The 19,670-nt window shown below is 66.2% G+C and carries 19 protein-coding genes; 9 read left to right on the top strand and 10 right to left on the bottom strand.

Going from position 1 to position 19,670, the window contains the following annotated elements:
* Positions 1-10: 10 nt before the first annotated feature.
* Together thiD and scpA are read left to right on the top strand one after the other, a co-directional pair.
* Positions 11-835: a bifunctional hydroxymethylpyrimidine kinase/phosphomethylpyrimidine kinase gene (gene thiD / locus Q0Q36_RS01025; protein WP_293794922.1), complete on the top strand. Its 825-nt coding sequence runs from the start codon at positions 11-13 to the stop codon at positions 833-835.
* Positions 832-2,997 (top strand): methylmalonyl-CoA mutase, encoded by a 2,166-nt coding sequence (gene scpA / locus Q0Q36_RS01020; protein ID WP_293794921.1) that lies wholly within the window; start codon positions 832-834, stop codon positions 2,995-2,997. The genes thiD and scpA overlap by 4 nt, the downstream gene beginning before the upstream one ends.
* A 62-nt stretch (positions 2,998-3,059) precedes the next feature.
* Here scpA and Q0Q36_RS01015 read toward each other — a convergent pair whose 3' ends face one another.
* The 5 genes from Q0Q36_RS01015 to Q0Q36_RS00995 form a co-directional block, all read right to left on the bottom strand.
* Positions 3,060-3,329 carry a hypothetical protein gene (locus Q0Q36_RS01015; RefSeq protein WP_293794920.1) on the bottom strand — a complete coding sequence of 90 codons (270 nt, stop codon included), beginning with the start codon at positions 3,327-3,329 and terminating at the stop codon, positions 3,060-3,062.
* Between the two features lie 97 nt (positions 3,330-3,426).
* Entirely contained in the window at positions 3,427-4,215 is a 789-nt protein-coding gene (locus tag Q0Q36_RS01010; protein WP_293794919.1) for an ABC transporter permease, read from the bottom strand.
* Positions 4,212-5,114 (bottom strand): ABC transporter permease subunit, encoded by a 903-nt coding sequence (locus tag Q0Q36_RS01005; RefSeq protein ID WP_293794918.1) that lies wholly within the window; start codon positions 5,112-5,114, stop codon positions 4,212-4,214. The genes Q0Q36_RS01010 and Q0Q36_RS01005 overlap by 4 nt, the downstream gene beginning before the upstream one ends.
* The gene (locus Q0Q36_RS01000) at positions 5,111-6,280 is read right to left on the bottom strand and encodes an ABC transporter ATP-binding protein (RefSeq protein WP_293795100.1); all 1,170 of its coding nucleotides are present in this window, start codon (positions 6,278-6,280) and stop codon (positions 5,111-5,113) included. Before Q0Q36_RS01000 ends, Q0Q36_RS01005 begins: the two co-directional genes overlap by 4 nt.
* Before the next feature lie 26 nt (positions 6,281-6,306).
* A complete protein-coding gene (locus tag Q0Q36_RS00995; protein ID WP_293795099.1) occupies positions 6,307-7,398 on the bottom strand; it encodes a polyamine ABC transporter substrate-binding protein in 1,092 nt (363 codons plus the stop codon).
* 184 nt (positions 7,399-7,582) lie between these two features.
* Here Q0Q36_RS00995 and Q0Q36_RS00990 point away from each other — a divergent pair, with 184 nt between their 5' ends.
* Positions 7,583-8,320 carry a DUF3750 domain-containing protein gene (locus tag Q0Q36_RS00990; protein ID WP_293795098.1) on the top strand — a complete coding sequence of 246 codons (738 nt, stop codon included), beginning with the start codon at positions 7,583-7,585 and terminating at the stop codon, positions 8,318-8,320.
* A 13-nt stretch (positions 8,321-8,333) separates the two neighbouring features.
* On the opposite strand, the gene Q0Q36_RS00985 is transcribed toward Q0Q36_RS00990, so the two are convergent.
* Complete coding sequence (locus Q0Q36_RS00985) at positions 8,334-9,617, bottom strand: cystathionine gamma-synthase family protein (RefSeq protein ID WP_293794917.1); 1,284 nt, start codon at positions 9,615-9,617, stop codon at positions 8,334-8,336.
* 133 nt (positions 9,618-9,750) lie between these two features.
* On the opposite strand from Q0Q36_RS00985, the gene Q0Q36_RS00980 reads away from it, so the two are divergent.
* The gene (locus Q0Q36_RS00980; protein WP_265058486.1) at positions 9,751-10,221 is read left to right on the top strand and encodes an Lrp/AsnC family transcriptional regulator; all 471 of its coding nucleotides are present in this window, start codon (positions 9,751-9,753) and stop codon (positions 10,219-10,221) included.
* Positions 10,222-10,227: 6 nt separating this feature from the next.
* Here the strand turns inward: Q0Q36_RS00980 and Q0Q36_RS00975 are convergent, their stop codons facing one another.
* The 3 genes from Q0Q36_RS00975 to Q0Q36_RS00965 all read right to left on the bottom strand — a co-directional run bounded on the left by Q0Q36_RS00975 (position 10,228) and on the right by Q0Q36_RS00965 (position 13,471).
* Complete coding sequence (locus Q0Q36_RS00975; RefSeq protein WP_293794916.1) at positions 10,228-11,112, bottom strand: hypothetical protein; 885 nt, start codon at positions 11,110-11,112, stop codon at positions 10,228-10,230.
* A 71-nt stretch (positions 11,113-11,183) separates the two neighbouring features.
* Complete coding sequence (locus Q0Q36_RS00970; RefSeq protein WP_293794915.1) at positions 11,184-12,092, bottom strand: alpha/beta fold hydrolase; 909 nt, start codon at positions 12,090-12,092, stop codon at positions 11,184-11,186.
* A 230-nt stretch (positions 12,093-12,322) separates the two neighbouring features.
* Positions 12,323-13,471, bottom strand: coding sequence for an alpha/beta hydrolase (locus Q0Q36_RS00965; protein ID WP_265058483.1), 1,149 nt, complete (start codon positions 13,469-13,471; stop codon positions 12,323-12,325).
* Positions 13,472-13,604: 133 nt separating this feature from the next.
* Between Q0Q36_RS00965 and meaB the strand changes: the two genes are divergently transcribed.
* Together meaB and Q0Q36_RS00955 are read left to right on the top strand one after the other, a co-directional pair.
* Complete coding sequence (gene meaB / locus Q0Q36_RS00960) at positions 13,605-14,591, top strand: methylmalonyl Co-A mutase-associated GTPase MeaB (protein ID WP_293794913.1); 987 nt, start codon at positions 13,605-13,607, stop codon at positions 14,589-14,591.
* A gap of 85 nt (positions 14,592-14,676) precedes the next feature.
* Entirely contained in the window at positions 14,677-16,047 is a 1,371-nt protein-coding gene (locus tag Q0Q36_RS00955; protein WP_293794911.1) for a TIGR03808 family TAT-translocated repetitive protein, read from the top strand.
* Between the two features lie 7 nt (positions 16,048-16,054).
* Here the strand turns inward: Q0Q36_RS00955 and Q0Q36_RS00950 are convergent, their stop codons facing one another.
* Positions 16,055-17,053, bottom strand: coding sequence for an asparaginase (locus tag Q0Q36_RS00950; protein ID WP_293794909.1), 999 nt, complete (start codon positions 17,051-17,053; stop codon positions 16,055-16,057).
* A gap of 141 nt (positions 17,054-17,194) precedes the next feature.
* Between Q0Q36_RS00950 and Q0Q36_RS00945 the strand changes: the two genes are divergently transcribed.
* From Q0Q36_RS00945 to Q0Q36_RS00935, 3 genes are all read left to right on the top strand, one after another.
* Positions 17,195-18,019 (top strand): alpha/beta hydrolase, encoded by an 825-nt coding sequence (locus Q0Q36_RS00945; protein ID WP_293794907.1) that lies wholly within the window; start codon positions 17,195-17,197, stop codon positions 18,017-18,019.
* A gap of 53 nt (positions 18,020-18,072) precedes the next feature.
* Complete coding sequence (locus Q0Q36_RS00940) at positions 18,073-18,309, top strand: Lrp/AsnC ligand binding domain-containing protein (RefSeq protein ID WP_066610093.1); 237 nt, start codon at positions 18,073-18,075, stop codon at positions 18,307-18,309.
* Positions 18,310-18,526: 217 nt separating this feature from the next.
* Positions 18,527-19,670: malic enzyme-like NAD(P)-binding protein (locus tag Q0Q36_RS00935; protein ID WP_293794905.1), on the top strand; the 1,144-nt coding region annotated here is incomplete at its 3' end.

Below are 19,670 nucleotides of genomic sequence, written 5' to 3'. Positions count from 1 at the left end.
AGACAAGAGTTTGACTGCCATCGCCCTCACCATCGCCGGTTCGGATTCGAGCGGCGGCGCCGGCATCCAGGCCGATCTCAAGACCTTCGCGGCGCATCAGGTCTATGGTGCCAGCGTCATCGTCGCGCTGACCGCACAGAACACCAGAGGCGTCAGCGCCATTCATGCCGTGCCGCGCGATTTCGTCGCCCAGCAGATGGACGCCGTGTTCGAGGATCTCGACATCAATGCCGTCAAGATCGGCATGCTGGCGACGGCCGAGCTGATCGAGACCGTCGCGGCCGGGCTGAAGCGCCACGGCGCGAAGAATGTCGTGCTCGATCCCGTCATGATCGCCGCCTCCGGCGCGCGCCTGCTCGAAACCGCGGCTGTCGAGGCGATCCGCACCCATCTCTTCCCGCTGGCGACCCTGATCACGCCGAACCTGCCGGAAGCCGCCGCCTTGCTCGGCACGAGCATGGCCGAGACCGATGAGGCGATGGACGAGCAGGCCGAGAAGCTCGTGGCGCTGGGCGCAGCCAATGTGCTGGTCAAGGGCGGCCACGGCACCGGGGAGATCAGCAGCGACCTCCTGCTGCTCGCGGGCGGCGCCCGCCAGCGCTTCAACGCACCGCGCCTCGCGACGCGCAACACCCATGGCACCGGCTGCACACTCTCTTCCGCCATCGCCGCCAATCTCGCCAAGGGATTGGCGCTGCCAGAGGCCGTCGGCCACGCCAAGACCTATATCTCGGCAGCCATCTCCTCAGCCGATCAGGTCGAGGTTGGCCACGGCCACGGACCGGTGCATCATTTCCATCATTGGTGGGACAGGACCGACGGGAGCCAGTCATGACCGCGATCCCGGATTTCACGAAACTCGCCTACGCCGCAGGGACTCGCGCTGCCGCCAGCGCCTTGCCCACGAGCGAGAATTGGCAGACGCCCGAGGATATCCCGGTCAAGCCGGTCTATACAACGGCGGACCGCGACGGCCTGCCCTTCGTCGAGACGCTGCCGGGCATCGCGCCCTATCTGCGCGGCCCCTATCCGACGATGTATGTCAACCAGCCCTGGACGATCCGGCAGTATGCCGGCTTCTCCACGGCCGAGGATTCGAACGCCTTCTACCGGCGCAACCTCGCCGCCGGGCAGAAGGGCCTGTCGGTCGCCTTCGATCTCGCGACCCATCGCGGCTATGATTCCGACCATCCGCGCGTCGCCGGCGATGTCGGCATGGCCGGCGTCGCGATCGACTCGATCTATGACATGCGCACGCTGTTCTCCGGCATCCCGCTCGACCAGATGAGCGTGTCGATGACGATGAACGGCGCCGTGCTGCCGGTGCTGGCGCTCTATATCGTGGCGGCGGAAGAACAGGGCGTGCCGCAGGCCAAGCTCTCGGGGACCATCCAGAACGACATCCTCAAGGAGTTCATGGTCCGCAACACCTATATCTACCCGCCCTCGCCCTCGATGCGGATCATCGGCGACATCTTCGCCTTCACCTCGGCCAACATGCCGAAGTTCAACTCGATCTCGATCTCCGGCTATCACATGCAGGAGGCGGGAGCGACGCAGGATCTCGAGCTCGGTTACACGCTCGCCGACGGGGTCGAATATATCCGCGCCGGCCAGCGTGCGGGCCTCTCCGTCGATGTCTTCGCGCCGCGCCTGTCCTTCTTCTGGGCGATCGGCATGAACTTCTTCATGGAAGTCGCCAAGATGCGCGCCGCCCGGTTGATCTGGGCCAAGCTCGTCAAGGATTTCGGGGCGCAGAACGAGAAATCCCTGCCGCTACGCACCCATTGCCAGACCTCAGGCTGGTCGCTGACGGCGCAGGACGTGTTCAACAACGTGCCGCGCACGATGATCGAGGCGATGGCGGCCACGCAAGGCCATACCCAGTCGCTGCACACCAACGCGCTCGACGAGGCGCTGGCTCTGCCGACCGATTTCTCGGCCCGCATCGCCCGCAACACCCAGATCATGCTGCAGCAGGAGAGCGGCACGACCCGGATCATCGACCCATGGGGCGGCTCCTATTATGTCGAGCGCCTCACGGCTGAGCTTGCCGAGAAGGCCTGGGGCCATATCCAGGAGGTCGAGAAGCTCGGCGGCATGGCCAAGGCCATCGAAGCCGGCATCCCGAAGCTGCGCATCGAGGAGGCCGCCGCCAAGACGCAGGCGCGCATCGATGGCGGCCAGCAGGCGATCATCGGCGTCAACTGCTACAAGCCAGACAACGAGGCGACGATCGACGTGCTCAAGGTCGACAACGCCGCCGTGCGCGCCCAGCAACTCGACAAGCTCAAGCGCCTCAAAGCCGAGCGCAGCGAGACCGAGGTGCAGGCCGCGTTGACCGCGTTGACCAATGGTGCCGCCGGCAACGGGAATCTGCTTGATCTCGCGGTGAAGGCCGCCCGCGCCAAGGCCACCGTCGGCGAGATTTCCATGGCTATGGAGAAGGTCTTCGGGCGCCACAGGGCCGAGATCAAGGCGATCTCGGGCGTCTACAAGCGGGAGGTCGGCGAGATGAACCCAGCCGTCACGCGCGTCCAGTTGATGTGCGAAGCCTTCGAGGAAGCGGATGGACGCCGCCCGCGCATCCTCGTCGCCAAGATGGGGCAGGACGGGCACGACCGCGGCCAGAAGGTCATCGCCTCGGCCTTCGCCGATCTCGGCTTCGACGTCGATATCGGGCCGCTCTTCGCCACCCCCGACGAGGCCGCGCGGCAGGCGGTCGAGAACGACGTCCATATCGTTGGCGTCTCCTCGCTCGCGGCAGGACACCTGACTCTGGTGCCGGAACTCAAGGCAGCGCTCGCCAAGGCTGGTCGGCCCGATATCATGATCGTGGTCGGCGGCGTCATCCCGCCGCAGGATTTCGATGCGCTGATCGAGGCCGGCGCCTCGGCGATCTTCCCGCCCGGCACCGTGATCGCGGACGCCGCCGAGAAGCTGTTGCAGGAACTGAACGAGCGCCTCGGCTACGCCCAGCGGACGGCGGCTGAATGAAAGAAGGCGGGCGCTGCCAGCCGACAGCGCCCGCCCCATGGTCACGACCGACGTGGCGACACTTACCGCCAGCCGTAACCATAGCCGTAGCGCGGCGGAGGCGGCCGCATGCCGTAACCGTCATAATAGCGATGCCAGCGGCGCTGCCCCCAGAAGCCGTAGACGGCGGGCGGCGCCGGACGCCAGCCATAGCCATAGGCTGGGCCATCATAGGAGCGCTCGTAGCCGCCGAAGGCCTGGGCTTCGCCTGCCCCGGCGAAGGCCGAGACTGCGAGAACGGCACCGCTGAGCGCGAGCGCTGCCAAACCGATCCGGGCGCGATTGCCAAACATGGTCTCATGTCCTGTTCCCGCAGGGTTCGCCCTGCCACGGATCGGACATTCGCATGACGTGGCTGAACGGGCTTTGAGGGCGCCGTTCAGCCGCCGTTTAACTGCCGGTCAGTTGCTCGCGCTTCAAAAGCAATGAAGCCGCGATCACGACGACAGCGACCGCGCCGATCATGATCGTGCAGGCGGCGTTGATCTCGGGCGAGACGCCGAGCTTGACCGCCGAATAGAGCCGCATCGGCAGCGTCGTCGCCCCAGGCCCCGTCGTGAAGCTCGCGATGACGAGGTCGTCGAGCGAGAGCGTGAAGGCCAACATCCAGGCCGCCGCCACCGCCGGCCAGATCAGGGGCAGTGTCACGGTCCAGAAGGTGACGAAAGGCGTCGCGCCGAGATCCTGAGCAGCCTCCTCCAGCGAGCGATCGAAACCGGTGAGCCGTGACTGCACGACGATGCAGGCAAAGCCGAGGCTGAAGGTCGCGTGGGCGATCGTCACCGTCCAGAAGCCGCGCTCGACATCGGCGGCGACGAAAAGCAGCAGCAATGACAGGCCGGTGACGACCTCAGGCATGACGAGCGGCGCCAGCACCATGCCTGAGAACAGCATGCGCCCGCGGAAGCGCCCGTGACGGGCGAGCGCGAGCGCGGCCAGCGTGCCGAGGATCGTCGCCAGCGTCGCTGAAACGAAACCAAGCCGGATCGAGAGCCAGGCGGCATCAAGCAGCGGCCCGTTCTGCATCAACGCGCCGTACCAATGCGTCGAGAAACCGCCCCAGACCGTCACCAGCCGCGAGGCGTTGAAGGAATAGGCGATCAACGTCAGTATCGGCAGGTAGAGGAAGGCGAAGCCGACGATCAGCGCCAGGATCAATCCGGGGCCGAGCCGGCTCATGCCGCGATCTCCCGGCTCAGGCGAGCCCGCTGAAGCAGGACAAGCGGAAGCACCAGCACGAAGAGGAGCACGACCGCCACCGCCGAAGCCAACGGCCAATCGCGGTTCGAGAAAAACTCGTTCCAGAGCACCTTGCCGATCATGACGGTATCGGGGCCGCCAAGCAGATCGGGGATGACGAACTCGCCGACCGCCGGGATGAAGACCAGCGCCGAGCCTGCGAAGATGCCTGGCAGCGAGAGCGGCAGCGTCACCGTGAGGAAAGCCGTGATTGGCGTGGCGCCGAGATCGGAGGCCGCCTCCAGCAGGCCGCGATCAAGCTTCTCCAGCGTCGCGAAAAGCGGCAGCACCATGAAGGGCAGGTAGGAATAGACCATGCCAAGCAGCACCGCCGTCTCGGTGTTGAGCAGGCGCAAGGGCTCGCCCTCGAAACCGAGGAAGGCGAGCACCGCATCGAGCAATCCTTCCGGCCTCAGGATGCCGATCCAGGCGTAGACGCGGATCAGGAAGGAGGTCCAGAACGGCAGGATGACGAAAACGAGCAGCAGGCCGCGACAGCGAGCCGGCACTGATGCCATCGCATAGGCGAGCGGATAGCCGATCGCGAGCGCGAAGACAGTCGTCAGCGCCGCAATGCGCAGGGAGTAGAGATAGCTTTGCCAGTAGAGCGGATCGTCGCCGAGCAGGCTGAAATTCGCGATGTCGAGCTGGGACAGAAAGTCGCCGAGTTGCGCCAAGCCCTCCCAATGCGGCGCATAGGGCGGCAGGGCCGTCGCGGCCTGCGAGAAGGCCATGCGCAGCACAACGGCGAACGGCGCGAGGAAGAACAGCGCCAACCAGAGATAAGGCACGGCCACGACGAGCCGGCGCAACCGCTGCAACGAAGCGACCGCGTTCATGGCGGCAGCACCACGCCGGCCTCGATATCCCAGGAGAGCCAGACCTTGTCATCCCAGGCGAAGGGCCGGGCCAGCCGGCGCGTGCGATTGGCGAGCGCCACCTTGACGAGCGGGCCGCCTTTTCCCTGTTCGTCTTGCCCACCCAGCATCACCTGGATCATGGTGAAGTCGCCGAGATAGCCGATATCCCAGATCTCGCCGGTAACCTTGTTGACCGCCTGCGCGGGCTCATCATGGCCGATCTCGATCTTCTCCGGCCTGATGCCGACGACGAGCGGCTCGCCCGGCTTCAGGGCCGGCGCCTCCTCGTCGAGCTCGACGGTGCCGACATGCGGCGTCTCGGCCCGGACCAGCTCGCCCTCGACCGCCACGATCCGGCCCTCGAAGATATTGATGTCGCCGACGAACTCCGCAACGTGGCGATTGGCGGGCGCCTCATAGATCACGTCGGGCGGGCCGATCTGGACGAGCTTGCCGTGATCCATCACAGCCATGCGGTCGGCCATGGTCATCGCCTCGTCCTGATCGTGGGTGACGACCATGAAAGTCAGGCCGAGCTCGCTTTGCAGGTCCATCAGCTCGAACTGGGTCTGCTCGCGCAGCTTCTTGTCGAGCGCCGCCATCGGCTCGTCGAGCAGCAGCAGCTTCGGCCGCTTGGCCAGCGAACGGGCGAGCGCGACGCGCTGGCGTTGGCCGCCAGAGAGCTGATGTGGCTTGCGGCCGCCAAGACCGGAGAGCTTGACCAGCGCCAGCATCTCCTCGACGCGCCGCTCGATCTCGGCGCGCGGCAGCCCTTCCCGCTTCAACCCATAAGCGATGTTGCTGGCCACGCTGAGATGCGGGAACAGCGCATAGGACTGGAACATCATGTTGATCGGCCGCAGATGCGGCGGAATGCCAGTGATGTCCTGCCCGTCGAGCAGGATCGCGCCGGCATCGGGCCTCTCGAAGCCGGCGAGCATGCGCATCAGCGTGGTCTTGCCGCAGCCGGATGGCCCGAGCAGAGCGAAAAACTCACGCGGGTAGAGCGCGAGCGAGAGATCGTCCACCGCCGTGACCTCGCCAAAACGCTTGGTCACGCCCCGGAACTCGACCAGCGGCTTGGCCGCCGGATCGTTCCAGGGTTGAAAGGCCCGGCGCACGCTGCCGGGCGAGGTCTTCTTCATGGTGCCCGCGACCTGTCCGAAGCCGGTCACTTGCCGGTCTTCACGCGCGTCCAGAGCCGGTTCACCAACCGCTGGGACTTCTGGTCATAGGGCGTGATCGTATAGAGCCGTCCCATCACCGCATCCGAGGGGTAGATGCCGGGATTGTCGCGCACCGCCGCCGAGAGGAACGGCTTCGAGGCGAGATTGCCGTTGGCATACTGGATGAAGTCCGAGTTTTTCGCCGCCATCTCCGGCCGGTTGACGAAGTCGATGAACTTCATCGCCGCATCGACATTGGCCGCATCCTTCGGAATGACGAAGGAATCGAACCACATCAACGCGCCTTCCTTGGGGATGGAATAGGCGATCTGGACGCCGTTCTTGGCCTCCTCGGCGCGTTTCTTGGCCTGCAGGATGTCACCGGAATAGCCGACGGCGAGGCAGATATCGCCGTTCGCAAGGGCGTTGATGTATTCCGAGGAGTGGAACTTCTGGATATGCGGGCGGATCTTGCGCAGGAGTTCGCCGGCCTTGTTGAGATCGGCCTCGTTCTTCGAGTCGGGATCGAGCCCGAGATAGCGCAAAGCCGCCGGGAACATCTCCTCGACCGCGTCGAGCACATGGACGCCGCAATTGGAGAGCTTCTTCAGCGTCTCCGGCTCGAAGACGATCTTCCAGCTATCGATCACCGCGTCGGGGCCGAGACGCTCCTTGATCTTGGCGGTATTGTAACCGATCCCCGTGGTGCCCCACATGTAGTTCACGGCGTATTTGTTGCCGGGATCGTATTTCGACAGCCGTGTCTGGATTTCCGGCCAGAGATTCTTGAGGTTCGGCGCCTTGTCCTTGTCGACCGGCTGGTAGATGCCCAGCGGGATATGGCGCGGCAGGAAGGAGGCGGTGACGACGATCAGGTCGTAGCCGGTCTTGCCGGCGAGAAGCTTGGTCTCGACCGTCTCCATCTGGTCGAACGTGTCGTAGACGACGGTGATGCCGGTTTCCTTCTTGAAGGCGTCGAGCACCTCAGGATCGACATAGTCGGACCAGTTGAAGATGCGCAGTTGCTTGTCCTGCGCGGCCGCTGGCGCGGCGAGAAGCCCCAGTCCGATAGCACAGGCGGCAAGAGCCCCGGCCAGTCGCGTCGTCTTACCCAATCTGCCCCTCCATCAAGCTCAGACGGCGCGCACGCTACCAGCTTTCCCCCCGGCATCAACCGCGATCGGGCGCGACCGGATGCCCGCGCACAGGCAAGGCGCGCCTGACGCAAGCGTGATGCGCCGGGTTCTTGCCGGCCTGCGCCGTGATGCACATACCGTACCGATGCGCATCTTCCGCCGCTTCCTGCTGTTTTTCGCGATCGCATTCCTGCTGCCACTCGCAAGTCATGCGGGCTGGTGGATCTGGCAGACGCATGCGCCGGACTGGCAGCGCGCCGACTGGACGAGCGCGAAGCTCCTGCCGGCGGCGTCGCTGGAGCCGGAAGCGACGGTGCATGTCTTCGCCGCGCGCGTCGGGCGCTGGCGCGGCATCTTCGCGCATCACTCCTGGATCGTGGTGAAGGAGCGCGGCGCCAGCGCCTATACCCGCTTCGACGTCGTCGGCTGGGGCACGCCGGTCAGGGTCAATCATCGCGAGGCCGATGGCCGCTGGTTCGGCAACACGCCGGAGCCGGTCGTCGAAATCCGCGGCGAGGCAGCCGAGCAGCTCATCCCGCGCATTAGGGCAGCCGTGGCCGATTACGCCTATTCCAGCCCCGGCAGCTACCTCGCCTGGCCGGGACCTAACTCGAACAGCTTCGTCCAGCATGTCCTGGCCGAGGTGCCGGAGCTGCATCAGGCGCTGCCGCCGACCGCGCTCGGCAAGGACTGGCGCGCCGACGGCCTGTTCGCCGGGCTGACGGCCAGCCGCACCGGCATCCAGGCCTCGCTCTACGGGCTTGCCGGTGTGACGGTCGGCTGGGTCGAAGGCATCGAGATCAACCTGCTCGGCCTCGTCGCCGGGTTCGACCTGCGCAGCCCGGCGCTGAAGCTGCCGGGCTGGGGACGGGTCGGGGTTTAGAGCTCCGAAGCGGTCAAACCGCCTCGAAGGCCTGGGCCAGATCCGAGATCAGGTCCTCGATATTCTCGATGCCGACCGAAATGCGGATCAAGGCATCGGTCAGGCCGATTTCCTCGCGCAATTCGCGGGCGACGCCGGAATGGGTCATCGCCGCGGGATGCGAGACCAGCGTCTCGGTACCGCCGAGGCTGACTGCGAGCTTCATGATCTGGAGGTTGTCGAGCACGGCGAAGGCTTCCTTCTCGCCGCCCTTGACGTCGAAGGCGAAAGTCGAGCCGGCCGCCGTGCACTGGCGGTCGAAGACCGCCTTGCGCGGGTCGCCGTCCTTGAGATTGCCGAGATAATGGACCTTGGCGACCTTCGGGTGGCTTTCGAGGTATTCCGCCACCAGCTTGGCGTTCTCGTTGGCGCGACTCATGCGGATGTCGAGCGTTTCCAGCGAGCGCATCAGCATCCAGCAGGAATTCGGGTCGAGCTGCGTCCCCAGCGAGCCGCGCCAGGCCTTGACCTGCCGCACCAGCGCCTCGGAGCCGCTGATCGAGCCGCCGACGAGGTCGGAATGGCCGCCGACATATTTGGTCAGCGAGAGTAGCGAGAGATCGGCACCCTGCTTCAGAGGCTTCTGGTATTTCGGGCCGAGCATCGTGTTGTCGACGACAACGGGAGGGCGATGGCCCTGCGACTTCTCCAGTTCGTCGGCGATCATCTTACAGGCCGCGAGATCGACGAGGCCGTTTGTCGGGTTGGCGGGGGTCTCGACCAGGATCATCGCGACGCGGCCCTTTGCAGCCGCGTCCTTCGCGACCTGACGCATCTGCGCAACGTCGAGCCCGTCGGTGAAGCCGAAGGGCGTGACGCCGAAAGCGCCCATCTGGTTCTTTAGTAGCGTCTCGGTGCCGCCATAGAGCGGGCGGGAATGCAGGATCGTGTCGCCGGGCCGCAGGAAGGCGAAGCATGTCGTCGCGATCGCGGCCATGCCCGAGGCGAAGACGGCGCATTTCTCGGCCTCATCCCAGATCGCCAGGCGATCTTCGAGGATCTCCATGTTGGGATGGTTGAAGCGCGAATAGACGAGACCGGGCTTCTCGCCGGGCTTGGGCTGGCGCCGGCCGGAGGTGAAGTCGAAGAAATCCTTGCCCTGCTGGGCGTTCTCGAAAACGAAGGTCGAGGTCAGGAAGACCGGCGGCTTGAGCGAGCCTTCCGACATGGCCGGCGAATAGCCGAAGCCCATCATCAGCGTCTCGGGATGGAGCTTGCGGTTGGCGATCCGGTCCTTGTGGTAGTTGTCTGCGCTCATGGCCGTCTCCCTTGCGATCCTGCGACGCAGGCCGTTTTCTGGCACCAGATTATTCCCTTCAGCGCGCCATTGCTTGGCCGATCAGCATCATCCTAATCTGCTATGAGCAGCTTTCTGCTCAATTTTGACAGGGATGGAGCATATCGTGCTCGACAGCATCGACCGCCGGATTCTCGCCGTGCTGCGCGAGGACGGGCGCATCACCAACCAGGACCTCTCGCAACGGGTCGGGCTGTCGCCGACGCCCTGCCTCAGGCGCCTGAAGCGGCTGGAAGAGACTGGCGTCATCCAGGGCTATACCGCCGTCGTCGACCCCAAGGCCTATGGCCTGCCCTTCAGCGTCTTCGTCTCGGTCAGGCTGACGCAGCAGAATCAGGAGCAGATCGCCGAGTTCGAGAAGGCGGTCGAAACCTGGAGCGAGGTGGCCGAGTGCTACCTGATGACCGGCTCGCAGGATTACCTGCTGCGCGTCGTCACCGACGGCATCGAGGGCTATGAGCGCTTCCTGAAGCAGAAGGCGACACGACTGAAATGCATCCAGTCGGTCGAATCCAATTTCGCGCTGGCGACGATCAAGAAGCGCTCCGGCCTGCCGGCGGTTTAACAGCGCTCAACGGGCGCCGAACAGCTCCGCCGCAGCAGCCTTGGCCATGCGGCTCTGCTGATGCGCCACGCCGGGCACATCGATTTCACGCCAGTGGAGCGGCACGCCGAGGCGACGCGCCTCGTCCTTGGCTGCGGCCATGAAATGCTGCCCGCGTGCGAAGCGGGTCGCGCCCTGCTCTTCGGCGCCGCGGGATTTGTTGAGCTGATGGTGATTGGGATCGATGTCCTGATCGCCAAGCATGACCAGCATCGGCTTGGCGAAGGCACGGGCCAGCGTGGCGTCGGTGGCAGGCGTACCCTTGAGCGAATAAGGATAGGCCCGCTCGCCCTGCAGAGCCGGCAGCGTGTAGTAGCCGGCGTTGCCGACCGCCGCCGTCGCGATGCGCGCCTCCGGCATCAGCAGCAGCATGCGATGCACGAACTGGGCTCCGGCGGAGTGCCCGAAAAGCGTATAGGTGTCGCCGGAAACGCGGCCGCTGGCACGGGCGGCATCGAACAGCCGCTCGATCAGGCCGAAGGTCCATTTCGCTTTGTCCGGCTCACCGCGCACGCCGCCCTGCTGGAACAGGCGGCTGGGAAACTGGTCGCTGTCGAAGCGCGGCGCCAGGACGAGAAAGCCCGCCTGATCGGCCGCAGCTTTCCAGGCGTCGCGCGCACCTTTCGCGTTGCGGCCCATGCCATGAACCGCGATCAACAATGGACAGGGCTTGGCCGCGCAGGCCGGCGGCGCGTAGCTCGAAACCGCGATCGTGGCCGGCAGCAGATCGGTGTAGCTGCTCTCGGCCGCCCCGGTCTGGGCGAAAAGCGCCGGTGTCTCGGCCGATGCGGCGGAAAGGCCGAAGCCGAGCGCCAGTGCGGTGACCAACAATGCCCTGCTCAGTCGCGTCATTCCGCCCGCTCCGTTCTCGCACCCGACCGAAAAGCAGATAGCACCTTTCAGCGAGGTCCGCGCGCCATGGCCTAGCCGCCGCGATCCATGGCGCGGCGCACCACCTGCGTGACCTCGCTATTGGACAGGAAGAGGTCGTGACGCAGCATGCTCCAGCCCCGGCCGGAGGTGTCGGCGACCCTGACGCCCAAGGCCTCCAGCCGCGAGCGGTCCGCCGCGCCGGCGCGCGCGACGCCGCCCGCGATACGGGCGGAGACGGCCAGCGCCCGATCGCCGGGATCGATGATGACGGTCATGCGCTGGGCCAGGGTCCCAAGCCGCTTCACGGTCTGCTCGAAAGCGTCGATATCGACATCGGGCGAGGCCAGCACCACCGAACCGATGCGGGCATAGACGTCCTGGGAATCACGCAGTTCGCGCAGGCCTTCGAGCGTCAGGAAGGTGCCCATGGAGTGCGCGACGATGTGAATGCGGCCCACCGTCGGATTGGCGACGAGCGCCTGCAGCGACTGGACGAAGCCGTCGCGCGACCAGAGCGCGCTCTCGCGATCATAGGCGTAGTCGAAGAGCTTGCCGCCGGAGGGCCAAGTGAACAGGGCGGTGCGGCCCTGGAACTCCAGGGAATGGGAGAGCTGGCCGGCGCTGCGCGCGGCGGTCTCGAAAGTCTCGTTGAAACCATGGATGAAGAGCAGCACGTCGCGCCCGTTCACGGCGTCGGAAAAGGCCCGCACCGCGTCGCTCGTGGTTTCGCGCGAGACCCCGAGCACGGCCCAATCGCCGCTGACGGCCGATGACACACGCCCCGAGATACCGCGTCCCGGCGGCGACAATTGCGCGACGGCGAAGGTCAGGGGACCGCGATCGGTGCTGAAATAGGGCGCGGCGTTGCCGGTCGACTGGCGCGTCGTCATGACGAGCAGCCGCGGGTCCTTGCCGAGCGCGGAGCTGTCGGCGCGCTCCGGCTCCTGGAAGGGGGACACGCTCGCCTCGCTCTGAGCGCAAGCGGCAAGGCCAAGCGGCAGGAACGCGGCAAGAGCCAGCGAGCTGCATGAGAAGGCGCGCCTTGTAACGGGCATGGAGACAGGCATCCGGTCAGAATTTGAGAGGCCGCGCTGGCGGCCGGACCTCTAAAGGCAGGCCAACGCGGCCAGAATGGGGCAAGCACGCTCGCGTCGTTGTGCAGCGACGCAGGCGTTGCATCCAGGCGACATCACTTGCCGCCGGAGATGATCTGGATCGGCGCGGTGACGACGAGCCCGACGGTCGAACCGACCGTGCCGATAACCCCGCCGGCGATATCGCCGACCCGGTCGCCGAATTGCGGCCCCGAGAAGCCGATGCCCCTGTCCTGCTGCAGCCTTTGGCCGATGAGCTGCACCACCTTAGGCGAGGACGCGAATTTGGCGTGGTTGAGGCTGTCGCCGGAGGAGACCTCGGACAGGTCGATCAGCCTTACGCCGAGCTTTTCCAGCTCCGCGATCGTTTCGGTGTCCTTGCTCGACACCGCGCCCAACCGCGTCTTGTCGCCGGCGAAGCGCCGGGAGAAGTCGAGCGCCCGGTCATCGGCCGAGACGAAGACCGTTATCGGCCGCCGGATCGCGCGCATCTGCGTCTTGAACACGTCGAGATCGACGTCCGGGGCAGCGAGCATGACGTCGCGCAGCTTGCCACCGAAACTGCCATCGCCACGGATCGCGGCCTGGCGGAGCGTCTCGAGCGTCAGTAGCGTACCCATTGAATGGGCCAGGATATCCATGCGCGAGGTGCCGAGATCGCGGGCGATGGCGCGCAGGTTCAGCTCGAGGAAATCACGCGAATAGAAAGCGCTTTCGCGATCATAGGGATAGGCCAGGAGCTGCCCCCGCGAGGGCCAGGAGAACAACACCGGCACGCCCTTGAAGCCGGAATCGTAGACGATCTGGGCGAAGCGATAGACCGCATCGGCGAAATTCGTGTTGTAGCCGTGGACGAAGACCAGCACGTCGCGCTGGGACGCCGGGCGCTGCATCAGCTCCTTGCGCACGTCGGAGACGACCGGCGCGAGATCGAGCCTCTGGATATAGGTCGCGGTGAAATGCTTGGCGGGGTCGCCCGGTCCCGAATCGGGCAGTTCCAGATTGCCGGGCTTGTGGGCGCGCGGCACGGTGATGTCGAGGCGTGCGAAGGAGAGCTTCGGCCCACGCTCCCCGCTGAAATAGACCGGCTGCGCCGAGACCTCGCGCGTCGTCGCGACATAGATCTGGACGGTTCCAGCGATGTCCGCCTTCGGCGCCTCGCTCAGTTCCAGAACACGCGGCGTGCCGCAGGCCACGAGCGCCAGAGGCAGAAACAGCGCCAAACAGAAAGCACGAAACCGCATCGCCACGCTCATCATCGCCGAGTCGTCTCATCGCCGCTGCGGATTCACAAGAGGCGCGCATGACACAGTGATGAAGCAAGTGAAGCGCGCGGAACGCCTTGTCGCCCGCTCATGCGACTTGCTAACTGGCACGATGGTCGACAGCAGCTCTCCAGCCGATCCGCTCGGCGATGCCATCCTCGCCGGCGAGCGGGCGGCTCTGGCACGCGCGATCACGCTGGCGGAATCACGCCGCGCCGACCATCGCGTGCAGGCGCAGGCTCTGATCCAGCGGCTTTTGCCCCATACCGGCCGCGCGATCCGGGTCGGCATCACCGGCGTGCCCGGCGTCGGCAAGTCGACCACGATCGATGCGCTCGGCACCTATTTGACGGACAAGGGACACAAGGTCGCGGTGCTGGCGGTCGATCCTTCCTCCACCCGCACCGGCGGCTCGATCCTCGGCGACAAGACGCGAATGGCCCGGCTCGCCGTCGACGCCAACGCCTATATCCGCCCCTCCCCCTCCTCTGGCACGCTCGGCGGCGTCGCTGCCAAGACGCGCGAGACCATGCTGCTCTGCGAGGCCGCCGGCTTCGACGTGATCCTGGTCGAGACGGTCGGCGTCGGCCAGTCGGAGACGGCGGTCGCCGACCTCACCGATTTCTTCCTCGTGCTGATGCTGGCCAATGCCGGCGACGAATTGCAGGGCATCAAGAAGGGCATCATCGAGCTCGCCGACATGATCGCGGTGAACAAGGCCGATGGCGACGGCGCGACGCCTGCGCGCGCGGCTGCGGCTCAATACAAGGCCGCACTGCACATCCTGGCGCCGGCCTCGCCGCTGTGGAGCACGCCGGTCGTGACGATCTCGGGGCTGACCGGGCTCGGCCTCGATGCCCTCTGGTCCAAGATCGAAGGGCACCATGCCCGCTTCGAGGCCAAGGGCCTGATCGCCGAGAAGCGCCGCAAGCAGGACGTGAAATGGATGTGGGCGATGGTGCAGGACCGGCTGCAGGCCAAGCTCCGGCACGATTCCGCGCTCAAGGCCCGCACGCCGGAGCTTGAAGCCGCCGTCGCCGCCGGGCGCCTGCCCCCGACGGCAGCCGCCGACGAGATCGCGCGGGCGCTTGGATTATAGCACCTGCACCGGGCAGCGCGGTTCCAGATCGACACAAGTCACGCTGGCATGCGGCTTGATCCGGGCAGATGGAACAGGAGTTTCCATGGAGCTTTCCCGACGCGGCGTGCTGGCGATGGGCCTTTTCGGCACGGTCTCTGCCGTTCTGCCTGCCCATGCCCAATCGCGCGGGACGGCGGCCGGCCCGCTGGGCCATCTCGGGCTCGACGCAGGCCAGTTGGGACTGCGCCCGGGCGCCACCGAGGATCAGTCGCGACAGCTGCAGGCAGCTCTGAAGCAGGCCGCCGAGCGCGGGGCTCCACTGCTGCTGCCGCCCGGCCGCTATCGGATCGGCGGCGTCGCCCTGCCCGAGAATGCGCGGATCGTCGGCGTGCCCGGCGAAACCCATCTCGTCACGGCTAGCGGCCAGTCCGTCCTGATCGCCCGCAATATTGGCCGGGCCGCACTGTCCGGCCTGGGTTTCGACGGGCTCGACATTCCCGCGGCCCAGCGCAGCGGCTTGCTGGCGGCAGAGAATGTCGGCGAGATCACGATTTCGGAATGCGCCTTCGCCAAGGCCGGCTCGGTCGGGCTGACGCTCGATCGCTGCGGTGGGCGAATCACGGCGAGCCGCTTCCGCAACATGCGGGATGCGGCGCTGTTCTCGATCGATTCGAAGGGGCTCTCCATCGAACAAAACCGCGTCGAGGATTGCGGCAATAACGGCATCCAGATCTGGCGCAGCCAGCCGGGCGACGACGGCTCGATCGTGCGCAACAACCATGTCCTGCGCATCCGCGCCGATGGCGGCGGCAGCGGCCAGAACGGCAACGGCATCAGCGCCTTCCGCGCCGGCGGCGTCATCATCGAGGGCAACCAGCTGCGCGACTGCGCGATGACCTTCATCCGCAACAATTCCGGCTCGGGCGTGCAGATGCTCGGCAATCAGGGGCGGCGCTGCGGCGAGGTCGGTCTCTACAGCGAGTTCGCCTTCGAAGGCGCCATCATCGCCAATAACCTCGTCGAGGACTGCGCGGCCGGCGCCACGATGACCAATCTCGACCAGGGTGGGCGGATCGCGGTCTGCGCCAACAACATCATCCGCAGGGCGAAGCGGGCCAGCATGCCCTACACCAAGGACCCGGTCGGCGGCTTCGGCATCCATGTCGAGGCGGAAGCGGCGGTGACTGGCAATATCGTCGAGGATGTCAGCGATGCCGGCATCGCGCTCGGCTGGTCCTGGGGCATGCGCAACCTCGCCGCTACCGGCAACATCATCCGCAAGGCCGGGATCGGCATCTCGGTCTCGCTCGTGCCGAAGGAGCGCAACGCGCTGATCGCCAACAACGTCATCGCCGAGGCCCGCGACGGCGCGGTCATCGGCACCGAATATGGCAAGCCCGTCACCGGCGACCTGACGAAGACCCCCGATGCCAAGGCATCGGGGGTCGTGGTCGCCAACAACGCGGTGCGCTGAGCCAGTCTCAGGCCGCGGGCGCGCGGATGCGGCCGACCTCGATGCCGTTCCAATTCTTCAGCACGGTTTCGCGCAGCGGCGCGAAGGCGGCCTGCGTGGCCTCGTCCATCGGCAGGAAGCGGGCGATCAAAGCGCCGAGCGCGATCTCGGCGGCACGGCCGGCGCCGTCATCGCATTTCAAGGCGATGCCGTAGCCCAGCTCCGGCAGCGCGGCGCAATAGACACCCTCGGCCCCGGTCTTGGTGAAGGCGCGCGCGCCGAGCAGGTCCATCAGCCGCGTGTCGTAACGGCCCGTGCCGGCGACCATGAAGGGATGGGCCGCCGCGGCTGCCCGGATGCGCGCCGCAGCCTTCGCCCGCTCCGGCCCGAAGCCCCGGCCGGTGCCGAGCCGGGCGAAGCCCAGCGCCAGCGCCGAAAGCGGCACGGCGTAGGACGGGATCGAGCAGCCGTCGGTGCCCATACGATCGGCGCTATGGGCGGCGCCGGTCACGGCTTCCAAAGCGCCGCGCACGGCCTGCTGCACGGGATGGCTCGCCTTCACATAGCCCTTGGGATCCTCGTCCATGTTGCAGGACAGGCAGACGAAGCCGGCATGCTTGCCCGAGCAGTTGTTGTTCAGGGCGCTCGGCTCGGCACCCGACTTGGCCAGGGCGCGCGAGACGAGCTCATTCGAGGGCCAATGCGCGCCGCATTCCAGGCAACCGGCATCGCGGCCGGCCTTACGCAGCATCGCGAGCGAGGTCTCGGCATGGAGCGGCTCGCCGGAATGCGAGGAGACGGCGAGCGCGATCTCGGCCTCGGTCAGCCCGTAGCGATCGGCGGCGCCGCTCTCGATCAAGGGCAGCCCCTGGATCGCCTTGACGGCCGAGCGCGGGAAGACCGGGCGCTCGACATCGCCGGCGGAAAACACCACGCCGCCATCGGCATCGACGACGATCGCCGCGCCGCGATGGCGGGATTCGACGACATTGCCGCGCGTGACCTCGGCAAGCACAGGGTTTTCCATGGCGACCTCCAATTGCCCGCCTGCTGCGAGCTTGCCGCCTTTTGGCGCCGACACGGGGTCCTGTCAAAAGCGCTGGCGCGAAGCGCGCCGGGCTGCCACGGTGCGGCCCAGCCAAACGCGCCCTTCAGCGATGGACGATCGATGTCGCCCGACTACGAAACCGAATACAACAACCGCGCTCGCGTGCCGGAACATCCCGGCATCATCGCCGGCTGGCAGACCGATGCCGCCGCCTATCGCGCCGAGTCCCTGTGCGAGCTGGACGTCTCCTATGGCGAGGGCGCGCGCCAAGCCTACGACCTGTTCAAGCCCGATTCGATCCGCGGCAATGCGCTGGTCATGTTCATCCATGGCGGCTACTGGCAGGCGCTCGACCGCAGCTATTTCTCGCATATGGCGCGCGGGCTGAACCGGCTCGGCCTGCCGGTCGCAGTCGTCGGCTACGATCTCTGCCCGCAGGTCCATCTCGGCCATATCGTCTGGGAATTGCAGCAGGCGGCCGCGGCGCTCTGGCGGCGCTTCGGCCTGCCCGTGGTCGCGACGGGGCACTCTGCCGGCGGCCATCTCAGCGCCTGCGCGCTCGCCACCGACTGGAAGAATGTCGATCCCGACCTGCCGGACCAGCTCGTGCCGGCCGCCTATGGCATTTCCGGCCTCTACAACCTGAAGCCGCTGACCGAGACCAGCATCAACAACGCGCTGAATCTCGACCTCGCTGCCGCGGAGCTGGAAAGCCCGCTGTTCTGGCCGGCACCGTCGCGGTTGACCATGGATGCCGTGGTCGGCGGTGTCGAGAGCGACGAGTATCACAAGCAGAGCCGCCGTCTCGTCGATGTCTGGGGGCTGGAAGGTGTGACGACACGTTACGAAGCGATCCCTTACGCCAACCATTTCACGGTGATCGCGGGGCTGACCGATCCCGAGAATGCGATGACCCGCCGGATCGCCGCGCTCGCCGGCGCTTGATCTCACCCCATCCAGGATTCTATCCAGACGGCATCAAAGTTTCGGAGTGCGCGATGCAGACCTTCTTCGTCGAGATCAAATGCAAGCTCGGCAAGACCTACGAGGTCGCCAGCGAACTGGCCGATCGCGAGATCGCCTCCGAGATCTACTCGACCGCCGGCAATTACGACATCCTGGCCAAGTTCCATGTCGGGGCCGATGTCGATATCGGCCATTTCGTCGCGCAGAAGGTGCAGTCGATCCCCGAGATCGCCGACACCCACACGATCATCACCTTCAAGGCGTTCTGAATCGTAAGCTGATCTGGCGCCGGAGATTTGTCGAATCGTTTCCGGCGCTTGCGTGCAATTTCTCGCATGCCGATTCAGCATCTTGCCAAATTGATTCAAGTTCGCGCCTGCGCCACCCTTTCCGCTCCGGCGAAACTGCTAGCGGTGTCGACGGCTTGACGGCATGGGGGCTTTCGCGCGACCAGCAACATTCCGACTGCGGGGATGAAGGCGCGCGATGAAAAGCACTCTCTCGAACGATCTGCGCTCGGGCGCGCTCGTCTATCACCGCCAGCCCCGCCCGGGTAAGCTCGAGATCCAGGCGACCAAGCCGCTCGGCAACCAGCGCGACCTGGCGCTCGCCTATTCGCCGGGCGTCGCCGCGGCTTGCGAGGCGATCGTCGACGATCCCTCCGAAGCCGCCGAGCTGACCTCGCGCCAGAACCTCGTCGCCGTCATTACCAACGGCACGGCCGTGCTCGGCCTCGGGGATATCGGCCCGCTCGCCTCGAAGCCGGTGATGGAGGGCAAGGCCGTCCTCTTCAAGAAATTCGCCGGCATCGATTGCTTCGACATCGAGGTCGAACAGAAGAACATCGAGAAATTCGTCGAGGTCGTCGCGGCGCTGGAGCCGACCTTCGGCGGCATCAATCTCGAGGACATCAAAGGCCCGGAATGCTTCGAGATCGAGGAGCAGCTCAAGGCCCGGATGCAGATTCCGGTCTTCCACGACGACCAGCACGGCACGGCGATCATCGTCGGCGCGGCCGTCCTCAACGGACTCGACCTCGCGGGCAAGAAGATCGCCGACGTCAAGATCGTCGTCTCCGGCGCGGGCGCGGCGGCGCTGGCGTGCACCAACCTGCTGGTCGAGCTCGGCGCGCAGCGCCAGAACATCTGGCTCAGCGATATCGACGGCGTGGTCTACAAGGGCCGCAACACGCTGATGGACCGCTGGAAGGAGGTCTATGCGCAGGAGACCGACGCCCGCACGCTCAGCGACGTCATCGGCGGCGCCGACATCTTCCTCGGCCTCTCCGCCGCCGGCGTGCTCAAGCCCGAGATGGCCAAGCAGATGGCGCCGAAGCCATTGATCCTGGCGCTCGCGAACCCCAATCCCGAGATCACGCCGGAAGACGCGCTCACTGTCCGCCCCGACGCGATGATCTGCACCGGCCGCTCGGACTATCCGAACCAGGTCAACAACGTCCTCTGCTTCCCCTATATCTTCCGCGGCGCGCTGGACGTGCAGGCGACGACGATCAACGAGGCGATGAAGCTCGCCGCCGTGCGGGCCATCGCCTCGCTCGCCCGCGAGGCGACCTCAGACATCGCGGCGCGCGCCTATGGCGGCGAGGCCTCGACCTTCGGCGCGACCTCGC

Source organism: uncultured Allobosea sp., assembly GCF_945957345.1.
Taxonomy (GTDB): Bacteria; Pseudomonadota; Alphaproteobacteria; order Rhizobiales; family Beijerinckiaceae; genus Allobosea.
Note: the sequence above shows the minus strand (reverse complement) of the source record. Positions and strands in the feature narration are given on the sequence as shown.

Coding starts and splice junctions, on each gene's coding strand:
- Q0Q36_RS01010 (WP_293794919.1), bottom strand. CDS start 4,215: ATGAGCCGGCTCGGCCCCGGATTGATCCTGGCGCTGATCGTCGGCTTC.
- Q0Q36_RS00975 (WP_293794916.1), bottom strand. CDS start 11,112: ATGACGCGACTGAGCAGGGCATTGTTGGTCACCGCACTGGCGCTCGGC.
- Q0Q36_RS00940 (WP_066610093.1), top strand. CDS start 18,073: ATGCAGACCTTCTTCGTCGAGATCAAATGCAAGCTCGGCAAGACCTAC.
- Q0Q36_RS01015 (WP_293794920.1), bottom strand. CDS start 3,329: ATGTTTGGCAATCGCGCCCGGATCGGTTTGGCAGCGCTCGCGCTCAGC.
- scpA (WP_293794921.1), top strand. CDS start 832: ATGACCGCGATCCCGGATTTCACGAAACTCGCCTACGCCGCAGGGACT.
- Q0Q36_RS00945 (WP_293794907.1), top strand. CDS start 17,195: ATGTCGCCCGACTACGAAACCGAATACAACAACCGCGCTCGCGTGCCG.
- Q0Q36_RS00990 (WP_293795098.1), top strand. CDS start 7,583: ATGCGCATCTTCCGCCGCTTCCTGCTGTTTTTCGCGATCGCATTCCTG.
- Q0Q36_RS00955 (WP_293794911.1), top strand. CDS start 14,677: ATGGAGCTTTCCCGACGCGGCGTGCTGGCGATGGGCCTTTTCGGCACG.
- meaB (WP_293794913.1), top strand. CDS start 13,605: ATGGTCGACAGCAGCTCTCCAGCCGATCCGCTCGGCGATGCCATCCTC.
- Q0Q36_RS00980 (WP_265058486.1), top strand. CDS start 9,751: ATGGAGCATATCGTGCTCGACAGCATCGACCGCCGGATTCTCGCCGTG.
- Q0Q36_RS01000 (WP_293795100.1), bottom strand. CDS start 6,280: ATGAAGAAGACCTCGCCCGGCAGCGTGCGCCGGGCCTTTCAACCCTGG.
- Q0Q36_RS00950 (WP_293794909.1), bottom strand. CDS start 17,053: ATGGAAAACCCTGTGCTTGCCGAGGTCACGCGCGGCAATGTCGTCGAA.
- Q0Q36_RS01005 (WP_293794918.1), bottom strand. CDS start 5,114: ATGAACGCGGTCGCTTCGTTGCAGCGGTTGCGCCGGCTCGTCGTGGCC.
- Q0Q36_RS00985 (WP_293794917.1), bottom strand. CDS start 9,617: ATGAGCGCAGACAACTACCACAAGGACCGGATCGCCAACCGCAAGCTC.
- Q0Q36_RS00965 (WP_265058483.1), bottom strand. CDS start 13,471: ATGCGGTTTCGTGCTTTCTGTTTGGCGCTGTTTCTGCCTCTGGCGCTC.